The organism is Armatimonadota bacterium, assembly GCA_031081675.1.
Lineage (GTDB): Bacteria > Sysuimicrobiota > Sysuimicrobiia > Sysuimicrobiales > Kaftiobacteriaceae > Calidihabitans > Calidihabitans tengchongensis.
Genome location: JAVHLZ010000017.1, coordinates 16,234 through 34,320, shown reverse-complemented (window position 1 = coordinate 34,320; position 18,087 = coordinate 16,234). Strand labels below are relative to the sequence as shown.

The window sequence follows — 18,087 nt, the reverse complement described above, 5'->3', positions numbered from 1 at the left end:
GCTCACCTCCGTGTGTGGGATGTCACCCGTACCGGATCTTGGGATCCAGCAGCGGGTACACCAGGTCTGCCAGCAGGTTGCCTGTGGTGATGGCCAGGGCCGAGACCACCACCACGCCCATGATCACGGGAATGTCCACGATCTGGATGGCCTGCCAGGCCAGCTGGCCGATGCCCGGCCAGCTGAACACCGTCTCCACCACCACCACGCCGCCCATGAAGGTGCCGATGTCCAGCCCCACCATGGACACCACCGGCAGCAGAGCGTTGCGCACCGCATGCCGGACCACCACCCGGGGTTCCGACAGGCCCTTGGCCCGGGCGGTGCGCACGTAGTCCTGGTGGATGACGTCCAGCATGGACGAGCGCATCACCCGGGCGTACCATCCGCCCCCGGCGACGCCCAGGGCGAACGCCGGCAGGATCAGGTGGGCCGGCGTCCCGTAGCCGCCCAGGGGGAACAGCCCCCAGCGGTAGGCCAGCCAGTACAGCAGGAAGAGCCCGACCACGAACTGCGGCGCAGACACGCCCACAAAGGCCGCGACCATCACCAGCTGGTCCAGCCGGGAGCGCCGGCGCAGCGCCGCCAGCATCCCCGCCGGCAGCCCGATGAGCAGCTCAAAGGCGATGCCGCCCGCCATGAGCAGGGCGGTGGCCGGGAGCCGCGACCACAGCAGGTCGGCCACCGGGATCTTCTGGGCGTAGGAGCGGCCCAGATCTCCCCGCACCAGCCGGCTGACGTAGCGGGCGTACTGCACCGGCAGCGGCTGGTCCAGGCCCAGCTCGGCGCGGATGCGCTGCACCGTCTCCACGGTGGCGCTGCGGCCGGCGATCATCCGGGCCGGATCGGCGGGGAGGGCGTACAGGAGCGCGAAGGTGATCACCGTCACCCCCACGAGGATGACCACCGACTGGACCATGCGGCGCACCAGGTAGGCGGCCATCAGCGCCCCCGCATCTGCGGGTCCAGGGCGTCCCGCAGGGCGTCGCCCACCAGGTTGAACGACAGCGACGTGAGCAGGATGGCCGCGCCCGGGAAGCCGACCAGCCAGGGGGCTTCCAGGAAGTAGGACTGGCTCTCGTTGATGGTGCCGCCCCAGCTGGGGGTGGGCGGTTGCACACCCACACCCAGGAACGACAGGGCCGCCTCGAACATCACGGTGGTGGAAATGCCCAGGGTGCCCCACACCAGCAGCGTCGGCAGCAGGTGGGGGAAGAGGTGGCGGGCGAAGATGCGTCCGGTGGGTACCCCCAGGGCCCGCGCCGCCTCGATGAACTCCCGCTGGGCGATGGACAGGACCTGGCTGTAGATCACCCGGGCGATCCACACCCAGTTGACCATGGCGATCACCAGGGCCACGATCCACAGGCTGGGGCGCAGGATGGCCGCCAGGGCGATGGCCAGGATCAGGGCCGGAAAGGCCATCATCATGTCGGTCAGGCGCATGAACGCGGTCCCCACCCACCCGCGGAAATAGCCGGCGACTGTGCCCAGCACCGTCCCGATGGCCAGCGCGGCGCCGTTGGCGGCCACCCCGATCAGCAGCGTGACCCGGGCGCCGTAGATCAGCCGCGACAGCAGGTCGCGTCCCAGAAGGTCGGTGCCCAGCCAGAACCGGCCTCCCGGCGGCAGGGGGCGGCCCTCGGGGGACAGGCCCTCGGTGAACTGCTCGGCGGGATCGTGCGGGGCCACCCAGGGCGCCAGCACCGCCAGCGCGGTCACCACCGCAATCACCGCGATGCCGAACAGCGCCGCCCGGTTGCGCGCCACCCGGCTCCACGGCGACGGCGGCACCCGGGGCCGGGGAGCGGCGACGCGGAGGGCGCGGATCACATCCGCCGGTGATGATGCCGGCAGCGGCGCTCCGGGCCGCCCGGTGGCGCCGTCGGCTGGACGAGCGTTCACGCCTGCTGTACTCCGATCCCGAGACGACGTGGCGCGTCTGATGATTGACGTTTCTGATTAGACCCGGACGCGCCGCGCTCCTTCCCCGCGCCGGCGCAGGGGCCGACCCCGCCCGCGCCTAACTGTTCCCGTGCACGAACGGCGCGACACCTTTTCACGGGAGAGACAGCCATGGATGTCCGCACGCTGGTCAGCACCGACCACCAGGTCCTGATCCACCCGCTGCACCACCCCGCCGACCACGAGGCCCCGATCCTGTTCGTGGAAGGACGGGGCGCGGTGTTGCGCGACGCCGAAGGCCGGGAGTACCTGGACGGCCTGTCCTGCCTGTGGAACGTGACCCTGGGCCACGGGCGGACCGAGCTGGCCGATGCCGCGGCGGCCCAGATGCGGCGGCTGGCCTACGCCTCCGCCTACGCCGGCTTCACCAACGAGCCGGCGGTGGAGCTGGCCCGGCGCCTGCTGGCCCGGGCCTACCCGAACCTGTCGGGCGTGTACTTCACCACCGGCGGCGCCGAGTCCAACGAGACGGCGTTCAAGATCGCCCGGTACTACTGGCGGCGTCAGGGCCGGCCCGCCAAGACCACCATCATCTCCCGGGTCCACGCCTACCACGGGGTGACCCTGGCGGCCATGAGCGCCACCGGCATTCCCTCGTTCCACACCATGTTCCAGCCCCTGGTGCCCGGGTTCGTGCACGTGCTGCCGTCGTATCCGTACCGCTACCCGGGGTCAGGCGCTCAGGAGGTGGAAGACGCCATCCGCCGGCTGGGTCCCGAGTCGGTGGCGGCGGTCATCGCCGAACCGGTCATCGGTGCCGGCGGGGTCATCCCGCCCACCCCGGACTACTTCCCGGCGCTGCGGGAGATCTGCGACCGTTACGACGTGCTGCTGATTGCCGATGAGATCATCACCGGGTTCGGACGGACCGGCCGGTGGTTCGCCCTGGAGCACTGGGGCGTCCGGCCGGACCTGGTGACCTTTGCCAAGGGGGTGACCAGCGCCTACCTGCCCCTGGGGGGCGTGATGGTGTCCCGGCGGATCCACGAGGCCATCCTCTCGGCGCCGCCCCCGGAGCGGTTCATGCACGCCGCCACCTATTCGGCCCACCCCACCTGCTGCGCCGTGGGGGTGGCGACCATGGACATCTACGAGCGGGAGAACCTCGTGGAGCGCGCGGCCACCCTGGGGGCGCGGCTGCTGGAGCGGTTGCAGGCGCTGCGCGATCTGCCCCTGGTGGGCGACGTGCGGGGGCTGGGGCTGATGGCCGGGGTGGAGCTGGTCGCCGACAAGGCGGCCCGGACGCCGGCGGTGGGCGTGGGCGGCCGGGTGGTGGCCGAAGCGCGCCGGCGGGGGCTGATCACCCGCATCCGGGTCGGCCAGACGGCCCCCCATCCCATCGGAGACACCGTCCTGCTGGCGCCGCCGTACGTCATCACCGAGGCCCAGCTGGAGCGGATGGTGGAAATCCTGCGGGAGTCCGTCCTGGCCGCAGCGTCGGCGTGAGCGGCCGGGTCGTCCTCGTCACCGGGGCGAGTTCCGGGATCGGCGCCGCCACCGCCCGGGCCTTCGGCGCCCGCGGGGACCGGGTGGTGCTGGTGGCGCGGCGGGAGGACCGCCTCCGGGAGGTGGCGGCCGCGCTGCCGGACGCCCTGGTGGTGCCGGCAGACCTGACCGACCCCGAGGTTCCCGCCCGGGTGGTGGAGGCGTCCGCCTCCCGCTACGGCCGCCTCGACGTCCTGGTCAACAACGCCGGCATCGGCCGGTACAACTGGGTGGACGAGCTGGACCCCCGGGACGTGGGGGACGAGGTGGCCACCAACCTGGTCGCGCCGATCCTGATGATCCGCGCCGCCGTCCCGGTGATGCGGCGCACCGGCGGCGTGGTGATCAACGTCTCCTCGGTGGCCGGGCTGCTGGCCGTGCCGACCACGTCGGTGTACAACGCCACCAAGTTCGGCCTGCGGGGCCTCACCGAGGCGCTGCGCCGGGAGCTCGGGCCCCAGGGGATCGCCGTCTGCGGGATCTACCCGAGCACGGTGGAGGGGACCGAATTTCGCCGCGGACGCCGGCCCCGCACCGGCTACTTGATGCCGCGCCGGCTGCGCCTGTCCACCGAGCAGGTGGCGGCGCAGATCGTGGCGCTGGCCGACCGGCCGCGGCGGATGGTGGTGATGCCGCGGATCTTCTGGGTGGCGGTCGTCCTCAACGCCCTGGCGCCCGGTCTGCTGGACCGGCTGGCCTCCCGGGCGGTCCGCCGGCTGCGGCCCGACGTGTGCGCGCGGGGAACGTTGAAACGTTGAAGCGTTGAAACGTGAAGCACGTCCCGCGGCGGGATTCCGGCAGCGTCCCGCCGTTGAAGGTGAGGTGCCCCGGCAGTTAACGGCCGGACCCCGGATCCCCGACTCCGGACCTCGGGACGTCGGCCACCATGACCTCCCGCCACGTGGCCACCACCGCCTCCACCACCCGGTCCACATCCGCCTCGGTGTGGGCCGCGGTGACGGTGACCCGCAGGCGGCTGGTGCGGGGCGGGACGGCCGGGGTCACGATGGGCGGGACGAAGACACCCCGGTCGAACAGCCGGCGGGCCATCCGCAGCGCAGCGTCGTCGGAGCCGGTGATGACCGGCACGATGGGGGTGGGATCATCGCGGACGTCCAGGCCTCCCGCGCGCAGGCCCGCCCGCAGGCGGCGGAGGTTGGCGTGCAGACGGGCCACCCGCTGGGGCTCCGCCTCCATGATGTCCAGAGCCGCCAGGGACGCCGCCGCGCTGGGCGGGGGCAGCGCCGCCGAGAAGACGAACGCCCGGGAGGCGTGCTTGAGCAGGTCTACCAGGTCGGATCCCCCCGCGATGAACCCGCCCACGGACGGGATGCTCTTGGACAGCGAGCTCATGACGATGTCCACGGCGCCGGGCAGCCCGAAGTGGCTCTGGATGCCCCGGCCGTCCGGTCCCAGCACCCCCAGCGAGTGGGACTCGTCCACCATCAGCCACGCCCCCCGCCGCCGGCACACCTCCACCAGGGCCGGCAGATCGATGACGTCGCCGTCCATGCTGAACACCGCGTCCACCACTACCAGCGTCCCCGCTCCCGGCGGCGCCTCCTGAAGCGCCCGGTCCACGGCGGCGATGTTGTTGTGGGGGACCCGCACCAGGCGCGCGCCCGACAGCAGGCAGCCGTCGATGATGCTGGCGTGGTCCAGTTTGTCGGCGACGACCAGATCGCCCCGGCCCACCAGGGTGGAGATGCAGGCCACGTTGGCCACGTACCCGCTGCTGTAGGCCACCGCGGCCTCGGCGCCCACACAGGCCGCGAGGCGCCTCTCCAGGCGGTCGTGCAGGTCGGTGTTGCCCGCCAGCAGCCGCACGCCGTGGGTGCCGGAGCCGTAGCGCCGCGCCGCCTCCCGGACGGCCGCCTCGATGGCCGGGTGGCCCAGCAGTCCCAGGTAGGAGTACGACGACCCCAGCAGCACCTGCCGCCCGCCGATGGTCACGTAGGCCCCGCCCAGGGCCTCCACCGGCTGCAGGTACAGGTAGAGGTCGCGTTCCTGCACGCGCCGCACCCGCCCGGCGAATTCCCGGACGCGGCGGGTAATGGGGTTGGCTTCGGGGGGCTGCGCCATGGGCCTTGGCAAAGCCCGTTCGCCGGGGCGGGGCGGGAAGCCTGCCGTTCCCGTCTTCGGCCCCCGTGGGGGCGGGCATACAGAGAGGGAGACCGCTGCTGAGGGGTGCCGATTCTCCGCAAGCTGCTCCAGGCCCAGCGCGCCGCGTCGGCGGCCGACCTGAACGGGACGATCGAGGGCCGGATCGGCCTGGTGACCGGCTCCGGCACGATCCTCCCCTGCGCCAACGCGCCGGTGTACCTGCTGGTCAAGCCCCTCGATCTGGAGGACGTCAAGCAGAAGGCCGTCCGGGACGGCGTGTTCAACCCTCTGCTGGCCCACATGTTCGTGGAATACGTCGTCAGCAGCCCCGAGATCCAGAACCGGCTGGCCTACGCCCGCACCCGGACCGACACCCGAGGGCGCTTCACCTTTGCCAACCTCCCCGGCGACCGGTGGTACTATGTGGTCGCCCAGGCCCTCACCGGCCAGGCCCTGGCCAGCTGGCAGGTGGCGGTGTACCTGTACCCCCGGGAGCGGGTGCAGATCTTCCTCCACAACGCCAACGCGGCCCTGCCCGTCTGCGCTCCCTCGGCGGGCGCCTCGGGGTGATCTCGGAGACGGCTCCGGGCCGAAGCCGCCGACATGCCCGCGGGGCGGCCGGACGGCTATGATGGAAAAAGATGGGCGTCGCGGGCACGCGCTACGACGTCATCGTGGTGGGGGCCGGCCACAACGGTCTGGTGGCGGCGGCCTATCTGGCCCGGGCCGGCCTGCGGGTGCTGGTTCTGGAGAAGCGTCCGCGGGTGGGCGGGGCGTGCGTCACCGAGGAGGTGTGGCCGGGCTACCGGGTCAATACGGCGGCCTACCTGTGCGGCCTCCTGCAGCCGCGGATCGTCTCCGACCTGGACCTGCCCCGCTACGGGTACGAGATCCTGCCCAAGGATCCGGCGTTCTTCAGCCCCTTCCCCGACGGCAGCCACCTCTATGTGTGGCGCGACGAGCGCCGCACGGTCGAGGAGGTAGCGCGCTTTTCAACCCGCGACGCCCGGGCGTACCCCGAGTACGAAGCATTCCTGGCGCGTGTGGCGGACCGCATGGAGCGCTGGCTGCTGAGCACCCCGCCCGACATCGTGCGCCGCCGCTGGCGGGACTTCGTGGGGCTGGGCCGGCTGGCCGCGGATGTCCTGCGGTTGCCCCCCGCCGACCTGGCCCGGGCCGTGCAGATGCTGACCCAGAGCGCCCGGGACTTCCTGGACGGGTGGTTTGAGTCCCCCCACCTGAAGGCGTCCCTGGCCACCGACGGGGTGATCGGGGCCCGGGGCGGCCCGTCCACGCCGGGGACGGCCTACGTGCTGTTCCACCACTGCATGGGACGCGCCGCCGGCAAGCGCGGCCTGTGGGGGTTCGTCCGGGGCGGGATGGGGCGGATCAGCGAGGCGCTGGCGGCCTGCTGCCTCCGCCACGGCGTGGAGATCCGCACCGGATGCGAGGTGGCGCAGGTCCTGGTGGACGGCGGCCGGGCGGCGGGCGTGGTCCTGGCCGACGGGACCGAACTGCGCTCCCGGGCGGTGGCCAGCAACGCCGATCCCAAGCGGACCTTCCTGCGCCTGGTGCCCGCGCAGGCGCTGGATCCGGAGTTCCGCCGGGATGTGGAGAGAATCCGCACCGAGGGCGTGGCCATGAAGATCAACCTGGCCACCGACGGGCTGCCCGTCTTCCCGGCTGTGGGCGGCGCGCGGACCGGGCCGGGCCCGGAGCACCGGGCCACCATCCACATCGGTCCCACCATGGAGTACATCGACCGGGCGTGGGAGGACGCCCGGCAGGGCCGCCCCTCCCAGGAGCCCTTCGCGGAGATCACCATCCCGACGGTCTACGATCCGACGCTGGCGCCGCCGGGCCGCCACGTGGTGTCCATCTTCGTGCAGTATGCTCCCTACCGGCTGGCCGAGGGGTCCTGGGACGACCTGAAGGAGCGCTACGCCGACCGGGTGCTGGAGGTCATCTCCCGCTACGCCCCCGACATCAGGAACATCGTGATCCACCGGCAGGTCCTGAGCCCGGTGGACTTGGAGAGGGAGTTCGGGCTCACCGGTGGGGACATCTTCCATGGCGAGATGACCCCCGACCGGCTGTTCTTCTTCCGGCCCGTCGTGGGGTGGGCCCAGTACCGGACGCCGGTGCGGGGGCTGTACCTGTGCGGGTCGGGCGCGCACCCCGGCGGCGGGGTGATGGGGGCGCCGGGCTACAACGCGGCCCGGGAGATCCTGCGGGACTGGAGGGGCTATCGGTGACTGCCGGGATGCGGTGTCCGGTCGCTCCCGACGTCCGGACGTTTCAGCGTTTCACCGCTTCAGCGTTTCACCGTGTCGCCGTACAGATCACGCGCGCATGAAGCTCTACCTCGTCCATCACGCGGAGGCGGTCCCTGAAGAGCGGGATCCGGCGCGTCCGCTGACCGAGCGGGGGTGGGCGCAGGCCCGGTCCGTGGCGCGCCAGGCGGTCACCCGGGCCGGAGCGCGCCCCCTGCGCATCGTCCACAGCGAAAAACTCCGGGCGGCGCAGACGGCGCAGGCGTGGCGGGAAGTCCTCCCCGAGGTGGAGGTGACCGCCGACGCCCGCCTGAACCCGTCGGCGGATCCCGGGTCCCTGGTGCCCGCCCTGGCGGAGGAGGGCCGCGACCTGGCGCTGGTGGGCCACCAGCCGTTTCTCAACCGCCTGGCGGCTCTGCTCCTGTGCGGGGATGCCGGCAGGCCGGTGCTGGCGCTGCCCGCCGCCGGGGTGGCCTGCCTGGAGCGCGGCCCGCACGGGGAGTGGACCCTGCGCTGGGCCATCGGGCCGGATCTGTCCGGCTCTTAGGCTACTCCGGTCTGCACGTCTCAACGCTCCGGCGCGTCAACGCCCTACTGCTTCCTTGCCCCACCCCTTCATCATCGCCTCGGCGGCGCGGACGAAGTTGGAGGCGCCCATCCCGCCGAAGAGGTCCCGCGCCCGCCCGGTGACTGCGGCAGCCTCGGCCCGGCGGCCGAGAACGCGCAGGGCCTCCCCGTACTTGAGCAGGGTGAGGGCCAGGTCGAACCGGTACTCCTGGTCGGGCCGGTCCAGCACCTCCAGCGCCTGCGCGAACAGCGCCAGCGCCTCCTGTGCCCTTCCTTGGGCGGCCCGGATCCGCCCCAGGGTGGCCCGGTGGGTGGCGTGGGGGACCTCGTCTTCGGGGTCCAGGCCCTCCACTGACCGCTCGCCGTACTCGGATGCCCCCGCCAGGTCTCCCCGGGCCAGGTGCAGTTCCGCCAGGGTCCGCAGCAGGGACGGCGGGTCGGCCTGGCCCTCGGCCCGCGGCGTCGGCGGCCCCAGCGCCGCGTCTCCCCGGCGCTCGACGACCTGGCTGCGGTGCTCGCGCAAGAGGGTCCGCGCGGCTTCCACCTCCCGGCCGGCCTCGTCCACCCGCCCCTGGCGCAGCAGGTGCATGGCCAGGTGGCGGCGGGTGTAGGCCTCGGCGTCCCGGTTCCCCATCTTGTGCCAGGTGGCCACCGCTTCCTGGAAGTAGCGGACGCAGGAAGCCGACTCTCCGGCCAGGTGCTCGACGATCCCCAGCCCCACCAGGCTGCGGGCCTCGCTGGTCCGCTCCCGGTGCGCCCGCGCCACAGCCAGCGCCTCGTGCAGGATCGGCCGGGCGGCGGCGATCTCCCCTGCGTCCAGGGTGGCCCTCCCCAGAAACGCGGTGGCCCGCGCCTCACCCCGGGCGTCGCCCAGGGCCCGGAACATCTCCAGGGCCGTGCGATAGGCGACCCGAGCGGTGCCCAGGCGGCCCCGCAGGGAGTGGGTGATGATGCCCAGCAGTTCGTACGCCTCCGCCTCTCCCTGCCGGTCTCCCAGGCGGCGGAAGGCGTCCCGGGCCCGCGCCAGGGCGTCCTCAGCCGCCGTCAGGCTGGCCCGGTCATACTCGGCGAAGGCGCGGTGGAGCCAGGCCCGCGCCATCAGGTCCGGCCGCGCCAGTGGACCGGCCAGGTCCAGCACCCGCGACGTCGTCTCCAGCACGCGGTCCGGAAGGGACATCCAGCGGATGGCGTCCGAGTAGTCGGTGAGCACCTCCGCGTACAGCGCGGGGTCGGCATCCAGCCCCGATGCCCGCAGGATGTCCAGAGCGCGCTCGTACCCCTCGCGAGCCTCGGGCAGGGCCCCCAGGGTGATCGCCCGCCGTGCCGCACGGCGGAGGGCGTCCACTGCGTCGCGGGCGAGATCCTCGGACGGCGCCCCCGCGTCCGCCGCATACCTCCACGCCTGCTCCCGGTGGTGCGCCAGGTCCTCCAGGTCGGCGTCACCAGGGGTGGGCGTCCTCGGCTGCAGCCACGAGGCCAGGCGGCGGTGGCGCTCGCTGCGGGTGGCCTTGGGGATGGTCCCGTAGGCCACCTCCCGGATGAGGGCGTGGGTGAAGGCAAATCCACGCTCGCCCACCAGGGCGGAGCCCGGACGCTCCTCCACCAGTTCCCGCTCCACCAGCCGCTGCAGCGTCGCGGCCACCTCGTCCTCCCCCACGTCATCGACCGCGGCGATCGCCCCCGGCCAGAAGACCCGGCCCACCACCGACGCATCCTGGAGCACGCGCTTGTCCAGGGGCGCCAGCAGGTCGAGCCGAGACAGGACCAGGCCGTGCACGGTGTCGGGGATGCGGATGTCTGGAGAGGACGACGCCCACCGCCACCGGGATCCGTCTTCGACCAGCCGGCCTTCGTCCACCAGCATCAGGAGGATCTCTCCCAGAAAGAACGGATTGCCTTCGGCCCGTGCCAGGACCGCCTGTTGCACCTCCGGGGGCAGGGCCGGCTGCCCCAGCGCCGCCTCGATCAGCCGGGCCGCCTCGTCCGCCGTCAGCGGGGACAGGGAGACGGTGGTGTGGTCCCGCACACCCAGGCCCCAGGTGGGATAGCGGTCCCGCAGCTCCGGCCGGGCCAGGCAGATGACCATCAGGGCGACGTCCGCGCTGTGGGCCGCCATGCGCTCGAGGAACTCCAGCAGGCTGCGTTCTGCCCACTGGATGTCTTCCACCACCAGAACCACAGGCGCCGTGCGGGCCAGGGATGTGGCCAGCGTCCGGAAAGCGTGCACGACGGCCTCCACCCCGGGGCCCTCCGCCGCGGCGCCGGCGGCCCGGGCGCGCCTGTCGGCGGTGCGGGTATCGACGGCGGGAGCCGGCGGGTGCAGGCTTCCCGGCCTCCCGGCGGCGGGCCGCTCCGGACCGACCAGGGCCGCCAGCGCCTCCCCCACCGCCCGGGCCTCGTCGGGACCCGCGGCTGGCGCACACGCCTGCGCGATGGCTTCCGCCAGCCTGCGGCCCGCCTCCGCGCCGCTGGCGTGGGCATCGAAGTGGTCCCGGAGCATTTCCGCCAGCGGGCGATAGGTCAGCCCCTCCCCGTAGGCGGGACAGCGGCCGCGGAGGATGTGGGGCGGGTGAGGCAGCGATCGGGCATCCAGCAGGAACTCTTCCACTAGACGGGTCTTCCCGATGCCGGCGGGCCCCACGATGGTCACCAGGTGGCCGTGGGAGCCGTCGCGGACGCGGCGGAACAGCGCCCGCAGCACGTCCAGCTCCTCCCGGCGGCCCACCATGGCCGCCTGCAGCCTCCGGGCCGGTGGCCGATCCGACAGGCCCGTGACCCGCCACGCCCGGTGGTCGCCGAACTCCGCCGGGCCCTGGGGCAGGGCCTCGCAGATCACCCGGCCGCGCAGCGCCTCCCGGGTGCGGTCGTCGATGAGGATCCCTCCCGGAGGGGCGGCGGCCTGCAGGCGCGCGGCGAAGGTCACCACATCTCCGGTCACCATGAACTGGCCCTCCGCCGCCGCGCGGGCATCCGCGACCACCTCCCCGGTGGCGATGCCGCACCGCAGCCGCAGGTCGACGCCCAGGTCCGCCCGCAGGGCCTCCATCCGCGCCTGCATCCCCACCGCCGCCCGCACCGCCCTCTCCGGATCGTCCTCGTGGGCCGCGGGCAGGCCGAAGACCGCCATCACGGCGTCGCCGATGAACTTCTCCACGGTGCCTCCGCAGCGCTCGATCTCTTCCCGCATCGCCGCGAAGAACCGGCCCAGCAGGCCGCGCGCCGCCTCCGGGTCCATCCGCCGGATCAGGGTCGTGGAGCGGGCCAGGTCGGCGAACAGGGTGGTGACCACCCGGCGCTCTGTCAGCGAGATCTCCGCCAGGGCCGTCCCGCACCGCCGGCAGAAGCGCGCCCCCGGCGGGTTGCCCGCCCCGCACGCGGGGCAGGGGGTCTGCAGCGGCGCACCGCAGGCCATGCAGAAGCGGGCTTCCGGCGGGTTGGCGGTGCCGCAGCGCTGGCAGAAAGGGGTGGAGGAGGCGGCGGAGGCGGGCATAACATCTTCCAGTCTATAGGCCCCGGCAGGGCCCGACAAGAGCGGACAGGGCAGGCTCCCCCCGGTCCGGCCAGGGGCCCGCCGGGGCGCCGGCGAAGGGCACCGGAGATCCCCGGAGGGGGGACGACAGCCGTGGACACGGTGGCGCTGCTGCGGACACTGACCGACGCCGTCGGCGTGGCCGGATTTGAGGACGAGGTGCGCGAGGCGATCCGGAGGCTGGTGGAGCCCCTGGCCGACGAGGTGCGCACCGACGTGCTGGGCAACCTGCTGGTGACGCGCCGGGGCCGTTCGGACGTCACGGTGATGCTCGACGCCCACATGGACGAGATCGGGCTGATCACCAGCCACATCGACGACAAGGGGTTCGTGCGCTTTGCCACCCTGGGAGGGTGGGACACCCGCATCCTGCCCGCGCAGATGGCGACGATCCGGACGCGCGACGGCCGGAGGGTGCGCGGGGTGATCGGCAGCCTGCCCCCGCACGTGCTCAAGCCCGAGGAGCGCGACAAGCCGATCCCTCCGGACTCCCTGGTCATCGACGTGGGGGTGTTCTCAGCGGACCAGGCCCGCGCGCTGGGCCTGGGCGTGGGGGACCCGGTGGTGCTCGGACACCCCCTGGAGGTGCTGCGGGAGGGGTGGGTTGTGGGGAGGAACTTTGACGACCGGGCCGGGTGCGCGGTCCTGGTGAAGGTTCTGGAGTCCCTGGCGGAGCGGCCCCCCGACGCCACCGTGGTGTGCGCCTTCGCCGTGAGCGAGGAGACAGGCCTGCGGGGGGCGCGGACCGCCGCCTACCAGGTCAACCCCCAGGTGGCGCTGGCGGTGGAGGCCACCGCTGCCGCCGACCTGCCGGGGGTCGCTCCCCAGCGCCAGCCCACCGCCCTGGGCGGAGGGGCGGCCATCACCGTCGCCGACCAGTCCATCGTGGTCAGCCAGAGGATGGTGCGGGCCCTGGAGGAGCTGGCCCGGAGGCACGAGGTGCGCTACCAGATCAAGCTGCCGCTTTTTGGAGGGACAGACGCCGGCGCCATCCACACGACCCGGGCGGGGGTGCTGGCCGGGGTTGTCTCAGTGCCGGTGCGCTACATCCACTCCCCGGTGGGCCTGATGGCCCTGGACGACTTCGAGCAGGTCGTCCGCCTGGTCGGCGCGTTCGTCCAGGAGGCGCGGGCCCTCCTGGGCCTGTGAGGGCTTCGCCGGGGGCCGCGGTCCTGAAGGCGGGGCAGAAAGCCGGCGAGGGCCTGTCCGCGGGCCCTCGCCGGAAAGACAGCGGATGAAGGCCGGTGCCCGGAGACTACTGGGTGGGCATCCAGCTCTCGCCTGAGGGTGTCCAGGGCGCCGAGGGCTGGGACGGCCCCGGCATCTCCATGGGTTTGGCGGCCTTCTTCCGGGCGGCGGGCTTGCGCGCCACCTTCCGGACTGCCCGGCGCGCCGGCTTCTTCTTTGCCGCCCGGGCCTTCTTGGCTGCCTTCTTTCGCGCCACGCGTCCTCCCCCCTTACTCGGTGGTCTCCCCGCGCGACCTCACCGAAGGTCTTCGCGACCCCCGGGTATGATCCTCCGCAGCGCAATTCCTCGCGGTGCGTTCAGGGTCCTGCCGGCGCCGGAGAATTTCAGGAAGGCTGGGTGAGCAGCGGAGCGATGCGCCGGTTGACGGCGTTGAGGACCGCCTTGCCCGCGGCTTCGAAAACCATGTCGTCGATGGGCGCGATCCCCAGCAGCGACTCCTCACCGGCGGGGGTCAGGAACAGGACCACGGCCCACAGCGCCTTGCCTACCTCGGGAGGAGCCTGCTGGATGTCGTGGACCACCACCCCATAGCCGGGGGGCAGGAACTCCGTAATCGCCCGGGCGGCCGCCTCGGCGGCCAGGAACAGGCGCCGTTCCTGGGCGTTGCGCCCCACGGCCCGCCCCACCACCTCCCGGTCCCCCAGGGCCATCTTGACCGTGGCGGTCGCCACCAGGCCGGAGACGTCCAGGCTCGCCCCCTTGAGCCGGATGCGTCCCGTGCCGTCCGGGGCGGGGACGGGCATGGCTGGCGGCTGCTCCGGGGCCGCGGCGGCGGGGGGTGGGGGAGGGGGCGCGGGGGATGGGGGCGCAGGAGCAGGCGCTTCCGGGACCGGGATCTCATACACCCGCGGCGGGAGTTCCTCCACGGACGGCTCCTCAGCCTCTTCTATCGGGGCGGCAGGGGCCGGGGCCTCGAATGGGGGAAACCCCGCCGCTTCCACGGGTTCCTCGGCCGGAGCTTCGTCCGGCTGCGGCGGGGTCCAGGGCTCGTACCGGGACTCGGGAGCCTCCACGGCCGCCACCGGCTCGGGGGCCGGCGCGGCGGCGGGAGCCGCGGCCTCCGGCTCGGGCACCGCCTCCTCGTGAGGCGCCTCGGGGACAGCCTCGGGGCCAGGGGGTGCGGGCGCCTCGGCCTGTGCGACCTGGCCGGTGGCTTCGGCGGTGGAAGCCGCCACCTCGGCGGAGATGATGACGGCGTCAATGACCGCGGCCGCCGCCAGGGGGTCCACGTCGGCCAGGCGGTCCACGGTGGCGATGCCGATGCGGCTGCGGGGCAGGCGGGCCCCGTCAGTGTCCAGCCCGGCCACCTCCACCTGCTGGTGGATCATGTCCACCTGGGTGCGGACCTCGTCCAGGGACCGGGTGGTCAGGATCAGGAAGGTATCCCCGCCGTGCCGGGAGAGCCGGTCCCGGTCGTCCATCAGGCGCCGCAGGCGCCGGGCGATCTGCCGGAGCACCGAATGGGCGGCCTTGTAGCCGTACACGTCCATGAGGGTGTCCAGGCCCGCCAGCTGCACCACCATCACGTGGAGGTCGGCGGTGCGGGCCAGGCGCGCGGCCTCGTCCCGCAGGGACACCGACCAGGGCAGGCCCGTGATCGGGTCTTCCGCCGGCGCCCCGGTGGGGGCGGGGGACGGATGGCGGGCGGCGTGCGCCTCCGCCGCCCTCTGGATCTCCGCGGGATCCACCCCCGAGGCGAACCGGGCGATTTCCTGATCCCCGTAGCACAGAAACAGCTGGAGAGGGGCCTCCAGCAGGTGGTAGCCCGGGGGCAGGGTGATGCCCAGGGTCCGGGCCGGCACGTGCCAGCGCACCTTGTGGAACGGGGCCTCGCCGCTCATGGAACGAATGGGTCCTCTTCTAGCATACCCAAAATGTGCAGCAAACTTCCTGCCAGGGCCATGGGACTTTGGTATCATCCCGCGGCCCGTTCGGTCCCCGGGCCCCACCCCCCCGCCGGCGAAGATCAGCGGTGCTTGATGGACGCCACCTTCGGCTGCAGGAAGTACAGCAGGTAGTCCGGCCCGCCCACCTTGGCGTCGGTGCCGCTCATGTTGAACCCCCCGAAGGGGTGCACCCCCACCAGGGCGCCGGTGCACTTGCGGTTGATGTACAGGTTGCCGCAGAAGAACTCCCGGCGGGCGCGGGCGATCTTCTCGGGGTTGCGGGTGAACACCGCGCCGGTCAGCCCGTACTCGGTGCTGTTGGCCATGGCCAGGGCGTCGGCGAAGTCTCGCGCCTTGATCACGGCCACCACGGGCCCGAAAATCTCCTCCTGGGCGATCCGGGCGGAGGGGTCCACGTCGGCGAAGACCGTGGGCTGGATGTAGTACCCGGATCCGTCCCCGGGCTCTCCGCCGGCCAGCAGGCGGCCTTCGCCCTTGCCGATCTGGATGTAGCCCAGGATCTTCTTCATGGCGGCCTCGTTGATGACCGGGCCGCTGAAGTAGTTGTCCTTGGCCGGCCCCTGCTCCAGGGAGCGGACCTTCTCCACGAACGCCTCCAGGACGTCGGCGTACACCGGGGCGGTGACCACCAGCCGGGATCCCGCCGAGCACTTCTGGCCCTGGAACCCGTAGCCGGAGACCACCGCAGCCTGTACCGCCTCCTCCAGGTCGGCCTCCTCGTCGATGATGACGGCGTTTTTGCCCCCCATCTCGGCGATGCAGCGTTTCAGCCACTTCTGACCGGGCGGGACCCGGGCCGCCTGCTCGTAGATGCGGATGCCGACCTCCTTGCTGCCGGTGAACGCCACCATCCGCACCCGGGGATGCTGGACCAGGGGGTCTCCCACCGCCGATCCGGGACCGGTGACGATGTTCAGCACGCCCGGCGGCAACCCCGCGGCCTCCATCGCCTCCAGGAAGACGTAGGCGTTGGCCGGAGAATCGGAGCTGGGCTTCATCACCACGGTGTTGCCGGCGGCGATGGCGGCCGACGCCATGCCCACCGGAATGGCCAGGGGGAAGTTCCAGGGCGGGATCACGGCCACCACGCCCAGGGGCAGGTAGACATACTCGCTCATCTCCTGGGGATGGGGGACCGTAGGCTGGCCCCGGTCGTAGCGCAGCGCCTCCCGGGCGAAGAACTCGAGGTGGTCGATGGTCTCGGCCACGTCGGCGTCGGCCTCGGCCCAGTTCTTGCCGACCTCGTAGACCTGCCAGGCGGCGGCGGTGAACTTGCGGCGGCGCAGCCAGTCGGCGGCCCGCAGCAGGATCGCGGCGCGCTCGGCCGCCGGGACCCGGGACCAGGAGGCGAAGGCCTGCTCGGCGGCGACCACCGCCGCCTCCACGTGATCGGGACCGGCTTTCTGACAGACGGCCACCACCTCGTCCTTCTGGGAGGGGTTCAGGGAGGTGAACTTCTCCCGGGTGGTCACCCGCTGGCCGCCGATGACCAGCGGGAACTCCTTGCCCAGCTGGGCGGCCACCGACCGCAGGGCCTGTTGCATCGCCGTGCGGGCGGCGTCCTGGGAGAAGTCGGTGAACGGCTCGTTGCGGAACTCCGGCAGGGCCATGCTCCACCTCCGGTCACGCGCAGGAATGTGCCGTCACGGCATCGTGCGGGTGGCTCCATTATAAACCGCCGGGGCCCTGCGCGCGGCAGCAGCGTCGGCCTACAGCGCGTCCAGGTCCGCCGTGCGCAGAAAAGTGGCCAGGTCGGCCAGGGAGCCGGCGCGGTCTGCCTCCACGGGCAGGCCCCCGGGGTTGATGAGATGGTCGGTGACCAGGAAGGTGCGCATGCCCAGCCGGCGGGCCACGGCGTCCTCGCGGGCGTCGTTGCCCGCCATCAGGCACCGCTGCGGCGGGTGGCCGATGGCCTCGCAGACCTCCAGGAAGTACTCGGGGTGGGGCTTGCAGACGTGCGCCGTCTCGTAGGTGGTGACGACAGCAAAGGGCAGGTCGTCCACCCCCGCCCACGCCATGCGCTGGCGGATGGCGACTTCGGGGAAGATGGGGTTCGTGGCCAGGACTGCCACCAGACCGCGCCCGAGAGCCGCCCGCACCGCCTCCCGGGCGGCGGGGTCCTGGCGTGTCAGCGCCCGCAGGCGGGGGTAGGTGCGCGCGTAAAACTGCGCCAGGCGCGGGGCGGCCTGCTCTTCGGTGAGGCCCACCGCCGGATAGAACGAGGCGGCGAACACCTCCCGGACAGTCCGGGAGGGATCGCGGTTGGCGAGCATCACCCGGGTGGCGTCCAGCAGGCAGGACACAAACCGCCCGGGGTCGATCAGGTCGGCAAAGTCCCGCGCCAGGAGGCGGACGTACTCTTCCACCAGCCGGCCGGTGTCGACCGGCAGCAGGGTTCCGTCCAGATCGAACAGGACGGCGGTGATCACCGGAGGCGGGGACGGGGGGGATCCGCGCCCACCGCGGAAACCGTTACCCTCCCGCCCGCAGGGCGGCCGTCACCAGCGCCAGGGCCACCAGGTAGGCCAGCCAGCCCAGGGCCACCACGGCCAGAGCGCGCCAAGTGGACGTGTAGTCCAGGGCTTGGCGTACCGCCACCACCGTGGTCACCAGCATCCACACGTTGGCGACCGGGAACGCCAGGGCCCCCAGCCCCGGCACGATCCCCAGGACCCGCAGCACCCCCGGGGCGCTGGCGAACCCCAGCACCCGCAGCATCTGCCCCACGTCGGCGTGGGTGGCCTCTCCCGGCAGAACGCGGGTCCCGATCCAGTAGGTCAGGTAGGCCCACACGTACCAGGCCAGCAGGGCGGTGACCGCCACGACCACCAGCCCCAGTATCCCTCCCCGCGCGACGCCGCCTATGCCCGCGCCCAGCGCGGACAGCAGCACCACCGTCGCCGCTTCCCGGGTGAGGCCGGGATCGGCTTCCACCTCCTCGTACAGCCGGGGGTCCAGCCTGGACGCGCGAATCATCCGCTCGGTGATTGCCACGGTCTCCCTCCTGTG

General features: G+C 72.8%; 15 protein-coding genes. 6 read left to right on the top strand and 9 right to left on the bottom strand.

Features of this window, described 5'->3' with window-relative positions; genetic code table 11:
• Positions 1-22: 22 nt before the first annotated feature.
• A complete protein-coding gene (locus tag RB150_07785; GenBank protein ID MDQ7820435.1) occupies positions 23-943 on the bottom strand; it encodes an ABC transporter permease in 921 nt (306 codons plus the stop codon).
• Positions 943-1,794, bottom strand: a complete 852-nt coding sequence (locus RB150_07780; GenBank protein MDQ7820434.1) for an ABC transporter permease — start codon at positions 1,792-1,794, stop codon at positions 943-945. The genes RB150_07785 and RB150_07780 overlap by 1 nt, the downstream gene beginning before the upstream one ends.
• Positions 1,795-2,076: 282 nt before the next feature.
• On the opposite strand from RB150_07780, the gene RB150_07775 reads away from it, so the two are divergent.
• Both RB150_07775 and RB150_07770 read left to right on the top strand, forming a co-directional pair.
• Positions 2,077-3,411, top strand: a complete 1,335-nt coding sequence (locus tag RB150_07775; protein ID MDQ7820433.1) for an aspartate aminotransferase family protein — start codon at positions 2,077-2,079, stop codon at positions 3,409-3,411.
• Entirely contained in the window at positions 3,408-4,208 is an 801-nt protein-coding gene (locus tag RB150_07770; GenBank protein MDQ7820432.1) for an SDR family NAD(P)-dependent oxidoreductase, read from the top strand. Before RB150_07775 ends, RB150_07770 begins: the two co-directional genes overlap by 4 nt.
• 76 nt (positions 4,209-4,284) lie before the next feature.
• Here RB150_07770 and RB150_07765 read toward each other — a convergent pair whose 3' ends face one another.
• Positions 4,285-5,532: an aminotransferase class I/II-fold pyridoxal phosphate-dependent enzyme gene (locus tag RB150_07765; protein MDQ7820431.1), complete on the bottom strand. Its 1,248-nt coding sequence runs from the start codon at positions 5,530-5,532 to the stop codon at positions 4,285-4,287.
• 105 nt (positions 5,533-5,637) lie between these two features.
• On the opposite strand from RB150_07765, the gene RB150_07760 reads away from it, so the two are divergent.
• The 3 genes from RB150_07760 to sixA all read left to right on the top strand — a co-directional run bounded on the left by RB150_07760 (position 5,638) and on the right by sixA (position 8,373).
• Complete coding sequence (locus RB150_07760) at positions 5,638-6,123, top strand: hypothetical protein (GenBank protein MDQ7820430.1); 486 nt, start codon at positions 5,638-5,640, stop codon at positions 6,121-6,123.
• A gap of 71 nt (positions 6,124-6,194) precedes the next feature.
• Positions 6,195-7,808, top strand: coding sequence for an NAD(P)/FAD-dependent oxidoreductase (locus RB150_07755; GenBank protein ID MDQ7820429.1), 1,614 nt, complete (start codon positions 6,195-6,197; stop codon positions 7,806-7,808).
• A 97-nt stretch (positions 7,809-7,905) separates the two neighbouring features.
• Positions 7,906-8,373, top strand: a complete 468-nt coding sequence (gene sixA, locus RB150_07750) for a phosphohistidine phosphatase SixA (GenBank protein MDQ7820428.1) — start codon at positions 7,906-7,908, stop codon at positions 8,371-8,373.
• A gap of 36 nt (positions 8,374-8,409) precedes the next feature.
• Here sixA and RB150_07745 read toward each other — a convergent pair whose 3' ends face one another.
• The gene (locus RB150_07745) at positions 8,410-11,883 is read right to left on the bottom strand and encodes an AAA family ATPase (GenBank protein ID MDQ7820427.1); all 3,474 of its coding nucleotides are present in this window, start codon (positions 11,881-11,883) and stop codon (positions 8,410-8,412) included.
• Positions 11,884-12,015: 132 nt separating this feature from the next.
• Here RB150_07745 and RB150_07740 point away from each other — a divergent pair, with 132 nt between their 5' ends.
• Positions 12,016-13,071, top strand: coding sequence for a M42 family metallopeptidase (locus RB150_07740; GenBank protein MDQ7820426.1), 1,056 nt, complete (start codon positions 12,016-12,018; stop codon positions 13,069-13,071).
• 106 nt (positions 13,072-13,177) lie between these two features.
• Here RB150_07740 and RB150_07735 read toward each other — a convergent pair whose 3' ends face one another.
• The 5 genes from RB150_07735 to RB150_07715 form a co-directional block, all read right to left on the bottom strand.
• Positions 13,178-13,366, bottom strand: coding sequence for a hypothetical protein (locus RB150_07735; GenBank protein ID MDQ7820425.1), 189 nt, complete (start codon positions 13,364-13,366; stop codon positions 13,178-13,180).
• A gap of 128 nt (positions 13,367-13,494) precedes the next feature.
• Positions 13,495-15,012 (bottom strand): GGDEF domain-containing protein, encoded by a 1,518-nt coding sequence (locus RB150_07730; GenBank protein MDQ7820424.1) that lies wholly within the window; start codon positions 15,010-15,012, stop codon positions 13,495-13,497.
• 125 nt (positions 15,013-15,137) lie between these two features.
• Positions 15,138-16,688, bottom strand: coding sequence for an L-glutamate gamma-semialdehyde dehydrogenase (pruA, locus tag RB150_07725; protein MDQ7820423.1), 1,551 nt, complete (start codon positions 16,686-16,688; stop codon positions 15,138-15,140).
• A gap of 99 nt (positions 16,689-16,787) precedes the next feature.
• Complete coding sequence (locus RB150_07720) at positions 16,788-17,507, bottom strand: HAD family hydrolase (protein MDQ7820422.1); 720 nt, start codon at positions 17,505-17,507, stop codon at positions 16,788-16,790.
• Positions 17,508-17,550: 43 nt separating this feature from the next.
• The gene (locus RB150_07715) at positions 17,551-18,072 is read right to left on the bottom strand and encodes a YIP1 family protein (GenBank protein ID MDQ7820421.1); all 522 of its coding nucleotides are present in this window, start codon (positions 18,070-18,072) and stop codon (positions 17,551-17,553) included.
• Between the last annotated feature and the right edge of the window lie 15 nt (positions 18,073-18,087).

What these genes read in the sequence shown, in the direction of transcription:
- RB150_07775 (MDQ7820433.1), top strand. Translation starts at nt 2,077, where the DNA reads ATGGATGTCCGCACGCTGGTCAGCACCGACCACCAGGTCCTGATCCAC.
- RB150_07785 (MDQ7820435.1), bottom strand. Translation starts at nt 943, where the DNA reads ATGGCCGCCTACCTGGTGCGCCGCATGGTCCAGTCGGTGGTCATCCTC.
- RB150_07730 (MDQ7820424.1), bottom strand. Translation starts at nt 15,012, where the DNA reads ATGAGCGGCGAGGCCCCGTTCCACAAGGTGCGCTGGCACGTGCCGGCC.
- pruA (MDQ7820423.1), bottom strand. Translation starts at nt 16,688, where the DNA reads ATGGCCCTGCCGGAGTTCCGCAACGAGCCGTTCACCGACTTCTCCCAG.
- RB150_07745 (MDQ7820427.1), bottom strand. Translation starts at nt 11,883, where the DNA reads ATGCCCGCCTCCGCCGCCTCCTCCACCCCTTTCTGCCAGCGCTGCGGC.
- sixA (MDQ7820428.1), top strand. Translation starts at nt 7,906, where the DNA reads ATGAAGCTCTACCTCGTCCATCACGCGGAGGCGGTCCCTGAAGAGCGG.
- RB150_07755 (MDQ7820429.1), top strand. Translation starts at nt 6,195, where the DNA reads ATGGGCGTCGCGGGCACGCGCTACGACGTCATCGTGGTGGGGGCCGGC.
- RB150_07765 (MDQ7820431.1), bottom strand. Translation starts at nt 5,532, where the DNA reads ATGGCGCAGCCCCCCGAAGCCAACCCCATTACCCGCCGCGTCCGGGAA.